The organism is Mesorhizobium sp. STM 4661 (assembly GCF_000359125.1).
Lineage (GTDB): Bacteria > Pseudomonadota > Alphaproteobacteria > Rhizobiales > Rhizobiaceae > Mesorhizobium.
Window position 1 is genome coordinate 19,440 of record NZ_CAAF010000070.1, and the last position, 12,386, is coordinate 31,825.

The 12,386-nt window shown below is 61.7% G+C and carries 11 protein-coding genes; 9 read left to right on the forward strand and 2 right to left on the reverse strand.

Translation table 11 applies throughout. The annotated features are described in order from the left end of the window. The first annotated feature begins 190 nt into the window (after positions 1–190). Together MESS4_RS23560 and MESS4_RS23565 are read left to right on the forward strand one after the other, a co-directional pair. On the forward strand, positions 191–2,290 hold the full coding sequence (locus tag MESS4_RS23560; RefSeq protein WP_006336414.1) for a RecQ family ATP-dependent DNA helicase: 2,100 nt from the start codon (positions 191–193) through the stop codon (positions 2,288–2,290). 1 nt (position 2,291) lies between these two features. After that, positions 2,292–3,614: a DNA-processing protein DprA gene (locus MESS4_RS23565; RefSeq protein WP_006336415.1), complete on the forward strand. Its 1,323-nt coding sequence runs from the start codon at positions 2,292–2,294 to the stop codon at positions 3,612–3,614. 170 nt (positions 3,615–3,784) lie between these two features. Here MESS4_RS23565 and MESS4_RS23570 read toward each other — a convergent pair whose 3' ends face one another. Both MESS4_RS23570 and MESS4_RS23575 read right to left on the reverse strand, forming a co-directional pair. Then, positions 3,785–4,567 carry a FadR/GntR family transcriptional regulator gene (locus tag MESS4_RS23570; protein ID WP_006336416.1) on the reverse strand — a complete coding sequence of 261 codons (783 nt, stop codon included), beginning with the start codon at positions 4,565–4,567 and terminating at the stop codon, positions 3,785–3,787. A gap of 227 nt (positions 4,568–4,794) precedes the next feature. Next, the gene (locus tag MESS4_RS23575; protein ID WP_036241947.1) at positions 4,795–5,784 is read right to left on the reverse strand and encodes a sugar-binding protein; all 990 of its coding nucleotides are present in this window, start codon (positions 5,782–5,784) and stop codon (positions 4,795–4,797) included. Positions 5,785–6,259: 475 nt separating this feature from the next. Here MESS4_RS23575 and MESS4_RS23580 point away from each other — a divergent pair, with 475 nt between their 5' ends. From MESS4_RS23580 to MESS4_RS35025, 7 genes are all read left to right on the forward strand, one after another. Continuing rightward, the gene (locus tag MESS4_RS23580) at positions 6,260–7,003 is read left to right on the forward strand and encodes an ATP-binding cassette domain-containing protein (protein WP_006336418.1); all 744 of its coding nucleotides are present in this window, start codon (positions 6,260–6,262) and stop codon (positions 7,001–7,003) included. A gap of 76 nt (positions 7,004–7,079) precedes the next feature. Next, a complete protein-coding gene (locus MESS4_RS23585; RefSeq protein WP_006336420.1) occupies positions 7,080–8,078 on the forward strand; it encodes an ABC transporter permease in 999 nt (332 codons plus the stop codon). Between the two features lie 168 nt (positions 8,079–8,246). Further along, entirely contained in the window at positions 8,247–9,074 is an 828-nt protein-coding gene (locus MESS4_RS23590; protein ID WP_006336422.1) for an AraC family transcriptional regulator, read from the forward strand. A gap of 112 nt (positions 9,075–9,186) precedes the next feature. Next, positions 9,187–9,630 carry an SRPBCC family protein gene (locus MESS4_RS23595; protein ID WP_006336424.1) on the forward strand — a complete coding sequence of 148 codons (444 nt, stop codon included), beginning with the start codon at positions 9,187–9,189 and terminating at the stop codon, positions 9,628–9,630. Between the two features lie 16 nt (positions 9,631–9,646). Then, positions 9,647–10,468, forward strand: a complete 822-nt coding sequence (locus MESS4_RS23600) for an FAD binding domain-containing protein (protein WP_006336426.1) — start codon at positions 9,647–9,649, stop codon at positions 10,466–10,468. Positions 10,469–10,525: 57 nt separating this feature from the next. Then, a complete protein-coding gene (locus tag MESS4_RS23605; protein ID WP_006336428.1) occupies positions 10,526–11,008 on the forward strand; it encodes a (2Fe-2S)-binding protein in 483 nt (160 codons plus the stop codon). Between the two features lie 10 nt (positions 11,009–11,018). Then, positions 11,019–12,386, forward strand: coding sequence for a xanthine dehydrogenase family protein molybdopterin-binding subunit (locus tag MESS4_RS35025; RefSeq protein WP_006336430.1), 1,368 nt, complete (start codon positions 11,019–11,021; stop codon positions 12,384–12,386).

Sequence of the window (12,386 nt, forward strand, 5' to 3'; positions counted from 1 at the left end):
GCCAGGTCACCCGATCATCGCCGTTGCAACCGCCGACAAACTCACCGAAACCTGTAACAAACCGACTGACACGCGTGCGATCGAGCTGTCGCAACCGCATTGGCCGAACCACATGTATCAAGCGAGACAAGGTTCGCTTACAAGCCTACATCGACCGAGTGCGGATCGGCACGGAATTGGAACACTGTTGATGACAGATCGACCCGCAGCACTTGTCCTTTTAAGAAGAGCACTGAATGATGCAGGCGCCTCGTTCCGCGACGGCCAGTGGGAGGCGATTGATGCCCTCGTGAATCGTCAAGAGCGGTTGGTGGTGGTGCAGCGCACCGGCTGGGGCAAGAGTTCCGTCTATTTCATCGCCACTCGTATTCTCCGAGACCGCGGGCGCGGCCCCACGCTGATCGTATCGCCGCTACTGGCTCTCATGCGGAACCAGATCGAGGCCGCTGAGAGGCTTGGTATCAGAGCATTGACCATAAACTCCACGAACAGAACTGAATGGCCGGCACTCCAACGAGTTGTTCGGTCAGACGAGGCTGACGCTCTCTTGATCTCACCGGAGCGCCTGTCGAACGACGAGTTCATAGGGAACGTGCTGCTACCTATCGCGGAGACCATTGGTCTGCTGGTGGTCGATGAGGCACACTGCATTTCAGATTGGGGACACGACTTTCGACCTGACTACCGGCGGCTGGTCAATGTTCTGCAACGGATGCCAGACAATGTGCCGATCCTGGGCACAACAGCGACCGCCAACAATCGCGTCGTTGCAGATGTCCAAGCCCAACTAGGGAATATCGCGATCCAGCGCGGATCGCTCATCAGGCCAACGCTGGCGCTACAGACAATGCGGCTGCCAACGCAGGCTGCCCGCCTCGCCTGGCTCGCAGAACACATCGGGGCACTCCCCGGCACGGGGATCATCTACACACTTACAAAGCGTGATGCGAACCAGGTCGCCGACTGGCTGAATCAGCATGGCATTGCCGCCAAAGCCTACTACAGTGGTGTGTTCGGTGACGGTTTCGACGATTCCGATGCCTACCGGCAGCACCTTGAAGACCTTCTCCTGAACAACGAAATAAAAGCGATAGTCGCGACCACAGCCCTAGGAATGGGATACGACAAACCCGACCTTGGTTTCGTCGTCCACTATCAAGCACCAGGATCGATCGTTGCTTACTATCAGCAGGTCGGACGCGCTGGGCGGGGAATCGACCATGCAGTCGGCATATTGATGTCGGGGGACGAGGACGACGACATCCACGAATATTTCCGAAGCAGCGCATTTCCTCGTGACCGATGGGTGCAGTCGATTTTGGACGCGCTTGAAGACAGTGACGGGCTTACAGCGACAGAGCTTGAAGAGACGGTGAACCTGCGTCGACGCCAGATAGAGCAGGTTCTCAAGTTCCTGTCCGTCGATAGTCCGGCACCAGTCATCAAGGACGGTTCACTGTGGCAGCGAACGCCGGTTCCATTTCGGATGGACCACGATCGGATCCAGCGGCTGACAGAACAGCGCGAAGTCGAATGGGGCGAGATTCAAGGCTACATCGACGAGCCGGGATGCCTCATGGAGTTCCTGGCCCGCGCGTTAGACGATGCAGACCCACGGGCATGTGGAAGATGCGCGCGGTGCTTGGGGCAGCCGATTGTAGCTACCACTTTCAGCCGAGACACGGCCATTGAAGGTGGGCGTTTTCTACGCCACTCGGAAATCGCCCTTGAATGCAAAAAACAGGTCGCGAAAGACGCCTTCGTCGAATACGGATTCAGAGGAAATCTCCCGGACGCGCTAAGGTCGGAAACAGGACGCATCCTCTCTCGCTGGGGCGACGCCGGCTGGGGACAGATTGTAGCAGAAGATAAGCACAGCGGACACTTCCGTGATGAGCTAGCTGATGCGGTCGCCGAGATGATCCGCGACCGCTGGCGCCCCGATCCGGCACCGACTTGGATCACATGCATACCTTCAAGAAACCATCCCACCCTGGTTTCCGATTTTTCCGAGCGCCTCGCGATTGAACTTGAGATTCCGTTTTTTCCCGTCGTGATCAAAATCAAGGACAATGAACCCCAGAAGGGGCAACAGAACAGGTTTCACCAATGTCGAAACCTTGATGGGGTTTTTAGGATCGACGGTGAGGTGCGGGACGGGCCAGTGCTCCTCGTTGACGACGTCGTTGACTCTGCCTGGACGCTGACGGTTGCCGCCGCTCTGCTGAGACAAGCAGGCAGCGGTCCAGTCTGGCCACTTGCGTTGACAACATCGAGCATGGGGGCCTGAGATGCAGTTGACGCCTCAGTCCCAAGCGATGATGCTTCTAACCGTATCGTTCGGCAAATCCGATTCCGCCGATATGAAGCCCCTTTCGAACAAAGAGTGGGCTCGGTTTGCCATCTGGCTCAAGGAACACGGGCTGGACCCCGCGGCCTTGCTCAAGGGCGACTTGGATTCTTTACTTGCGGGCTGGACGGATCGCGCGGTTACGATCGTACGCGTCCGATCACTTATTGGCCGGGGAGCGGCCCTTGGTCTCGCCCTTGAGAAGTGGCAACGTGCCGGGCTCTGGGTGCTGACCAGATCCGACCCAGGATATCCCGAACTGTTGAAGCGACGACTCCGTGCCGAATCTCCCGCGGTATTCTTTGGCTGCGGAAACAAGGCCCTATTGAACGCTGGCGGTATCGCCGTTGTGGGATCGCGCGATGCAGATGAAGAAGACCTTGCATTCACGGCCAATCTTGGCAAAGAAGCCGCCTCACAAGGCTTTTCTATCGTCTCTGGCGGGGCGCGAGGCGTCGATCAAAGCGCGATGCTCGGAGCATTGGACGGCGATGGGACTGCTATTGGCGTCCTCGCAGACAGTCTTCTTAAGTTAGCGACGTCATCGCGATATCGCAAGCGTATCATGTCCGGCGACTTGGTGCTGATCACCCCCTTCAATCCGGAGGCGGGGTTCAATGTCGGCAACGCCATGTCGCGGAACCGCTACATCTACTGCCTAGCCGACGCAGCGATCGTCATTAGCAGCACGGCCGACAGTGGCGGCACATGGAGCGGCGCGCTTGAAGACCTGAAAAACACATGGGTCCCGCTCTGGATCAAGCCAAGCACTGCCGCGGGATCGGGAAATCCAGAGCTCGTGAGACGTGGGGCGCACTGGCTGCCCGACGACTTACAGTCGCTGTCAATTCTACTTACCAACTCCGAGTCTGATCCCGGCCAGTCTAAACAGGAAGGCCTGCCGCTAGCGCCTCGCAGTCGAAATGAAGAGGAAGACCTGAAGGATGGTGCCGGTTCACCGAAGTCAGGCGAATTCTCCGAGGAGACCGAACCCAGCTTTGCCGCACTACCTGCGAAGCACCCGCAAGCGGTCAACGCAGATTTCTATTCGCTTTTCCTGGCGCACATGGCCGATCTCACATCAGTTCGCTCGTTGACGGTAGAGGATATCTCCGTGCGGCTTGAATTGGAAAAGTCCCAGGTAAATGCCTGGATGAAACGAGCCGTGAGCGAAGGAACGATCAAGAAGTTAACCAAGCCAGTCAGGTACCAGATGACCTCGGGAGAGCGACAGCAAGCCTCATTGTTCGGTGATGAACTGTAAGGCCGCTGTATAGGAATAGGCAACAAGGGCTGGTTGGGCCGAATGTCCGACTTCTGGAAGGCAAATAGGTCCGGAAGGTCTGGTCAGGGTCATGGGCGGGAATTCGGCCGAGCGCGAACGAGTTTCCGCTTAGAGCCGAACTTTGCCGTTCAGAGCGATTGGGTTTGACCTTACCGCCGTGACCGACCGATGACATCATCGGTGTTGGCGAGCAATCTGTGCACCGCATTGCGCGCCGCGCCTGGTCGCCGCAGGCGGATGTTCTTCTCGATCGCTTCGTGCAAGGACTGTGCCCGTCGTTGGTCGCTGTGCTCGCGGGTGACGAAGACGAACAGGTGGTCGAGCGCCGATTCGATCAGCACGCCGAGCGGCACCAGCAGGTCGTTGCCGGAGGCGCGCAGGATGGCGAGGTGGAAGCGCGTATCGGCGCGCGTGCGCTCCTGCAGCGTCGCCGCCTCGCCCATCTCCCGGCAGGCCTGGCTGATCTCGGCCATCTGCTCATCGCTGCGCCGCATGGCGGCGAAGGCACTGGCTTCCGGTTCGATGATATGACGGAATTCCTGCACGGTGCGCAGGAACGCCTCGCGGTCGGGTGCGGTCGCGTACCAGGCGAGCACGTCGCGATCGAGCAGGTTCCAGCGCTCCTTCGGCTCGACCCAACTGCCGATCTTGGGGCGCGATGCCAACAGGCTCTTGGCCATCAGCATCTTGATGGCTTCCCGCACCGCCGAGCGGCTGACGTTGAAGGTTTCCGACCATTTGGCTTCGTTGGGCAGGATGGCCCCGGGGGGATAGTCGCCGCGCACGATCCGAAGACCGATCTCGCTTGCCAGCGAGGCATGCACGCTCGAGCCGGGAAAGTGTGCCGCGTCGGCGCGCCGAAAGGCAGCCGGGGGTCTGACCGGCGCCTCGGCCTTGGCGGGTCGTTTCCTTGATTTTCCGTCGTCCGGCATCCACGTTCCAATGCGTCGGCTGTCTGTCGCGGGCAATTGTCGGGAATTCAGATTCCCTGCCGAATTAGCCCTTCGCCGAAAATGCGAACTATGGGCGCGTCGAAACCGGGGCATTCCGCCCCGACCGCGCTGCTTGTCCCTTGCATGAACCGGGTACATTCCATGACCCGGGGTGGCGGGGCGCCCCCGCTCTACGACCAAAGCGTCCGGCGCCCCGAAATTGCGGCCTACTTCTGGATGCAGGTGTCGACCGTGTCCTTGGTGCATTCGTCGAGGCCGGTGAACACCGGATCGGCAACGGCCTTGCCTTCGATCAGGTCGATCATCACCGAAGGCGCCTTGTAGCCCATCTCGAACGGCCGCTGGCCGACGAGTGCGGTGACAAGGCCTTCACGGGCGATCGCCACCTCGTCGCCGATCGTATCGGCGGCGCCGATGACGAATTCGTTCTTGGCGATCTTGTCGGCCATCGGCTTGAACAGGTCGCGATAGGGCTGCGGCGCGCCAAACAGCGGCCAGCCGCCCATGATACCGAAGGCGTCGAGATCGGGATTGGCGGCGAGGATATCGGTCATCGCCTGCACGCCCTTGGCGCCGTCGTCATTGGTGAACACCGGGCAGCCGGCGACTTCCGTCCAGCCGCCTTCGCCGGCGAGCGCTGCAAGACCTTCCTTGCCCGAAAGCGCATCACGCATGCCCTGCGCGCGGCGCAGGATGTTGTCGGCCGCGGGATTGCCCTCGATGGTGCAGATCTTGCCGCCATCCGGCTTGCCCTTCTTGATGTACTCGCCGATCTTCTTGCCCATCAGATAGTTGTCGGTGCCAAGATAGGTCTTGCGAAGTGCTGCATCTTCCTTGGCAAGGTCGGCGTCGATGGTCATGATCGGGATCGACGGATTGGCGCTTTTGATGGTCTGCGCGATCAGCGGCGCGTTGGACGGCGAAATGGCCATCGCCACGGTATCGGACTTGCTCAGCATGTCGCCGACGATCTGCGCCTCGCCGGCCTCGTCGGAGGTCGAAGCCGGACCGGTGTAGAAGCACTCATACTCCGAACTGGCATTTTCCTTGTTCCATTTCTGGCAACCCTGGTTGATGGCCTCGAAGAACGGATTGTCGAGACCCTTCACGACGATGACGAGCTGTTTCTTGGCCAAAGCCGGCCCGGCGCCGAGCGCCATGACGGCGGCAGCGGCGAGCAATAGTGATTTCCTCATGTCAGTCCTCCCTTGAAAACAGACGGACACGACGTGTCCGCCACACAGACCGACCGGATCAAGCAATGACAGAGCATCGTTGCACGAGCGCTCGTGTCGCCAAGCCAGGTCGATAAGCATTTCCAGATGCGGTCTCGAAGCCGCCCAACAAACACTGCTGTCGGCGGTCCCTCGACCGATAAGCCTCCGCCGACCCGCCCGGAAAACCGGCAACAGGGTCGGCATATTCTCCTCCGACGCTTAGCTAATATCGGCTCGCGGCCAACGTCAATCTCTATTTGTCCTACAAAACTGATTTTTAAGGAGCCCTCCCCTCAATTCGTCGGACAATTGCCAGATCTTATTCGTCCGACAATTGACGCCGGTGCGGGCATTCGCATAATGGACTTCAAAATCGCTGTCTCCGGGAGGAGCTGGGGAGAGCGGGGCCGCGGCGGAACCGCGGGCCGGTAAGCACGGGGAGGCAAGAAGGCTGGTGGCGGTTCTCGAACTCACCAATATCTCGAAACATTTCGGCGCCATCCAGGCGGTCAACGACGTGTCGCTGTCGATCGAGCCCGGGCAGGTCGTCGGCCTGATGGGCGACAATGGCGCCGGCAAGTCGACCCTGGTCAAGATGATCGCGGGCAATTTCCGCCCGAGCCATGGCACGATGCAGATGGACGGCAAGGACCTGATCCTGCACAAGCCGGTCGAGGCGCGCCAGCATGGCATCGAGATCGTCCATCAGGACCTGGCGCTATGCAACAATCTGACGGCCGCCGCCAATGTTTATCTCGGCCGCGAGCTGCGCCGGGGCGTCGGGCCGTTTCGCATCCTCGACTATGCCGCCATGTACAAGCGCGCCGGCCAGATCTTTGCGGTGCTTAAGTCCGAAACCCGGCCCCGCGACCTCGTCAAGCAGATGTCGGGCGGCCAGCGGCAAGCGGTGGCGATCGCCCGCACCATGCTTTCCCAGGCCAAGATCGTGCTGATGGACGAGCCGACGGCGGCGATCTCGGTGCGGCAGGTGGCGGAGGTGCTGAATTTGATCCGCCATCTGCGCGACCAGGGTATATCAGTCGTGCTGATCAGTCACCGCATGCCCGACGTCTTTGACGTTGCCGACCGCGTCATCGTCATGCGGCGCGGCCGCAAGGTCGCCGACAAGACGATCGCATCGAGTTCGCCCGAGGAGGTCACGGGCCTGATCACCGGCGCCATCGAGCAGGTGTCATGAGAGTGGCGGATCCGGAATTTCAAAGCTTTGAATTCGCCGTGCTGACGCGCTTCGCCACCGGCATGAGAGGTCGATAATGGCAGCCACCCTTGACCAGACGATTGCACAGAAACAGCACACCTTGCTGTCCAGGGTGTTCGCCACTCAGACATTTTGGGTGGTGATTGCGGTCATCCTCGCCTGCCTGTTCCTGTCGTTTGCCACCGATTCCTTCGCCACCCCGAAGAACCTTTACAACATCACCCGCAACATCACCTTCGTTGCCATCGTCGCGCTCGGCATGACCTTCGTCATCATCACCGGCGGTATCGACCTGTCGGTCGGCTCGGTGCTTTGCCTGTGTTCGATGATACTGGCCGTCACCATGCATGCCGGCTACTCGATCGAGATCGGCATTGCCGCCGCGATCGGGACCGCGCTGATCGTCGGCGCCTTCAATGGGGTTCTGATCGCCTATCTCGGTTTTCCGCCCTTCGTGGTGACGCTCGGCATGCTCTCGATCGCGCGCAGCCTCGCCATGGTCGCTTCCAACAACACCGTCGTCTTCCAGTTCGGACCGGACCACGACAAGCTTCTGGCGCTGGGCGGCGGAGCCTGGCTGTTCGGCATCGCCAATCCGGTGCTCTATATGATCCTGCTGGCGCTCATCACCGGCTTCGTCCTGCGCTGGACGAAATTCGGGCGGCACATCTTCGCCATCGGCGGCAATGAGCATGCGGCGACGCTGACCGGCGTTCCGGTGCGCCAGATCAAGGTCGCGGTCTACATGATCTCGGCGCTGGCCGCCGGCATCGCCGGCATCATCCAGACCGGATGGCTCGGCGCCGTCACCACCAATCTCGGCAACGGCATGGAGCTTCAGGTCATCGCCGCCACCGTCATCGGCGGCGCCAACCTGGCCGGCGGCGTCGGCACCGCCTTCGGCGCCATCGTCGGCGCGGCGCTGATCGAGGTGATCCGCAACAGCCTCGGCCTGCTCGGCATCAATGCCTTCTGGCAAGGGGTGTTCATCGGCGGCGCGATTCTGCTGGCGGTCCTGTTCGACCGGATACGCAACTTCAGGCGCAGCGACTAAGGACAGGGAGCTATTCGTTATCGTTCCTATCGCTCAGTCTGAAAATCGGCCATCGCAAAGCGCCGCAGGCCTGAGCCAAGCGGATGCGGCTTGACGCGGGCCCGAACTGGACCGCACTATCCCCATTGCAGGCGAAGGGAGGCCAGTCGTCTGCGGGAGGATATACCCATGACGGAAGCGATCAGGCTCTACTGGGGCCGGTTCGGACATGTTTCTGTCCTGAACGTCGCCAGCGACTTCGTCACCCATGCCCATGTCGAGGCGCATATCATCATCTGGCTGGAAGGCACGGCCGGCGAGATGACCATCGGCCGTGAGACGGTGCGGCTTGGTCCAGGCACCGCCGCCGGTATCAATTCCTTCCAGCCGCACAGCCACGCTTTGTCGCGCGACGGCACGCCCGGCCTGTTCCTTGCTTTCTACATCGATCCGGACTGGGCGCGCCGGCGCCGCGACCTGCCATCCTCGGCACCGCTGTTTTCGACCCCTGCGATCACGCTCGAGCCCTGGCTGCACAAGGCGGCAGCCAATCTGCTCGACCATTTGAGCGACAATGAGAGCATCGACGACATCGCCAATTACGAGATCGAGCGCTTCATCGACTCAGTGCTCGATGCCGCCGACGCTTCAGCGCCGCAAGCTGTGCGCGCCCGCATAAACACCATGCAGGACTTCCGTGTCCGCAAGGCTATCCAGCTGATGAAGGCCAATGTCTGCGAGCGCATCTGCTTCGACGATGTGGCGCGCAGCGTCGGCCTGTCGCGGCCGCATTTCTTCGCGCTGTTCAAGGAGCAGACCAATCTGACGCCCAACGTGTACTGGAACACGCTGCGCATGGAAGAAGCGGTGCGACAGCTGCAGTGGTCGCAAGAGCCGTTGATCTCGGTCGCCTGCAATCTCGGCTTCACCACGCAGGGCAATTTCTCGCGCTTCTTCCGCGACCATGTCGGCGTTCCGCCGACACTCTATCGCGAGGCGGCGCGAGCGATAGCCTGAACCGCGTGGTTCATTTTCAGACTCCTTGATAGGTGCTCAAGACGCATTGATAAGCGCCCCCTGATTTGCCGCCCTACCCTCCCAAGCATCTGATTTGCAAGGGAACATCCATATGGCGAAAGTCACCATCTCCAGCGTCATCGACGCGCCGGTCGAAAAGGTCTGGGCGCGCATACGCGACTTCAACGGCCTGCCGGGCTGGCATCCGCGCATGGTCGAAAGCCATATCGAGGACGGCAACGACGCCGGCACCATCGGCTGCGTGCGCAATTTCCAGCTCGCCAGCGGCGCCCGCATCAGGGAGAAGCTGCTCGATTTCTCCGACGACAATTTTCTGATCAGCTATTCCATCCTGGAGACGCCGCAGCCGCTGACCAATCACAAGGCGACGCTGCAATTGCGGCGGGTGACCGACGGTGACCGCACCTATGCCGAGTGGACCGCGAACTTCGACGCTGCTCCCGAAGAAGCCGACAAGCTGGCCGAAGGCATGGGCGCCAATGTCTTCCAGGGCGGCTTCAATGCCCTGAAGAGCCACTTCGCCGGCCAAAGCTAAAAGCCAGGAGCGTGCCATGGCGCTTGCCCTCCAGACTTTCTCGACCGTGAAGGATGCCGATGCGGCGCTGAAGGCGGCCGGCACCCGCTATCTCGGCGGCGGCACGCTGGTCGTTCGCGCCACCAATGAAGGCGACGTATCGCTCTCCAGCTTCGTGCGCTCGACCGAACCGTCCCTGTCGACCATAGCCGTCTCCGGCGGCAAGATCCGTCTTGGCGCCTCGGTGACCATGGCGGCGATCGCCCGCCATCCGGATCTCAGCACCCTGTCTCCCGCCGCGCGCGCCGTCGGCGGTCCGGCGATCCGCAACATGGCGACCGTCGGCGGTAATCTGTTCGCACCGGCGCCTTATGGCGATTTCGCCGTCGCGCTGCTGGCGCTGGACGCGACGGTCCGCACCGATGATGGCGAAACGCCGATCGAGACCTTCCTGGCCAAGCGGGACGACAGCCGCGCCATCGTCACCTCGGTTGGCTTCGCGCTGCCCTCGCATGGCGGCTTTCGCTTCCTGAAAGTGTCGCGGGTCAAGCCCAAGGGCATTTCGGTGCTGAGCATAGCCGCGGTGCTGGAACAAGCGGCGGACGGCACTGTGTGCGCGGCACGCATCGCGCTCGGCTGCATGGCCGACCGGCCGATGCGCGCCAGGGCGGCCGAGAAGGCGCTGCTCGGCAGAAAGCTCACCAAGGATGGTATCGCGCCGGCGCTGGCCGCCGTGGGTGAAGGCACCTCGCCTATCACCGATCCGATCGCCAGTGCCTGGTATCGCACGCAAGTCTTGCCGGTCCATCTTGGCCGGCTGCTGCTTGGCCAGGTCGCGGGCATGGAAACAAAGGCTTAGGCCCGTTGGGGGCGCGCGTCTGTCCGACCAGTTCGGGCAGGCGCGCAAGGAGGAACAATGGCAAAGGTCCCGGTTCAATTCACCCTCAACGGCGCGGAAAAGGCCGAATTCGTCGACAGCGGCACGACGCTGCTTCACGCCTTGCGCGACAAGATCGGCGATACCTCGCCGAAAGGCGGCTGCCACCAGGGCACATGCGGCGCCTGCTCGGTCATCATTGACGGCGAACTCCGGCTCTCCTGCCTGACGCTGGCCGAGACCTGCAACGGCGCCGCCATCACCACGACATCAGGCCTTTCGCAAGGTGGTGTCCTGCATCCGCTGCAGCGCGCCTTCCTCGACGCCTTCGCCACCCAATGCGGCTTCTGCACGCCGGGCATGATCATGGCGGCCAAGGTGCTGCTCGACCAGACGCCCAACCCCAGCCGCGCCGAGGTGGTCGAGGCGCTGTCGGGCAACATCTGCCGCTGCACCGGCTACGAGCCGATCATCCAGGCGGTGCTTACCGCCGCGCGCTCCAACTCACAGCGCGCGGCTTGAGGGAGCAAAGATGGAACTGCGCAAGAACTATTTCGCCGACCAGCGCAAGGACGATCTGCATGAGATCGGCCAGCCCCGGCCGCGCTCGGATTCGCCCGGCCACGTCACCGGCAAGACCGCCTATTTCGCCGACCGCAACTTTCCCGGCATGCTGCACCTGAAGATGGTGCGCAGCCCGTACCATCACGCCCGCATCCGCTCGATCGACACGTCCGAGGCCGAGAAACATCCGGGCGTGGTGAAAATCCTGACCGCCAAGGACGTGCCGCACAATGTCTACACCATCCTGATCCTGATCCAGATCGGGCCGGAGGACGAGACGGTGCTGGCCGACGGCAAGGTGCGCTGGAAGGGCGAGGCCGTGGTGGCGGTGCTGGCCGAGACCGAGCGCGCCGCACAGGAAGCCGCCGCCAAGGTCAAGGTCGACTACGAGGTGCTGCCGGCCGTCTTCGACATGCAGGAGGCGCTGAAGCCCGGTGCGCCCATCGTCAACGAATATCACGGCCAGAACTACTATCTCTACGATAGCGGCGAATGCCGCAAGGTGCGCTTCGGCGATGTCGAGGCCGGCTTCACCAGTGCCGACCATATCCTCGAACAGAGCTACCAGTCCTCGCCGATCGAACATGCGCCGACCGAGACGACCGGCTGCGTCGTCGTCCCCGAGGGCAATGACCGCTTCACCTGCTACACCAACACGCAGGCGATGTTCTTCACCCTCGACAACACTTCGATCATCCTGCAGATGCCCGGCAACAAGCTGCATTTCGTCGGCGGCACCGTCGGCGGCGGTTTTGGCGGCAAGGTCGACGTCATCGTCGAGCCGATCGCAATCCTCGGAGCAAAGCTAACCGGACGACCGGTCTGTTTCATCTACAGTCGAGAGGAAGAGATGCAGATATCGTCACCCCGCGCGGCCGAAAAGGTCGTCATCAAGGATGGCGTCATGAACGACGGCCGCATCGTCGCGCGCAAGGTCACCGGCTACACCGATGCCGGTGCCTATTCGCGCCATTCGCCCTACGGCGCGCAGAAGGGCGCGGGACATTATCCTGGCCCCTATACCATCCCCAATGTCTGGATCGACACATACTGCGTCTATACCAACCGCACGCCCTCCTCGGCCATGCGCGGCTTCGGCGTCACCATCGGCGATTTCGCGCTCGAGGTGCAGATGGACAAGCTCGCCCGGCTGATCGGCATGGACCCGCTGGAATTCCGCTTCATCAACGCCTATCGCGACGGCGACATGAAGGCGCATCGGCAGCCGACCGAGGGGGCCGCGCTGATCGAATGCATGCAGGAAGCCTCGCGCGCCGCCAACTGGCCGGTGGCGGAGAAATATCTGGCGATGTCCTCCTACGCGAAGGGAGCTTGA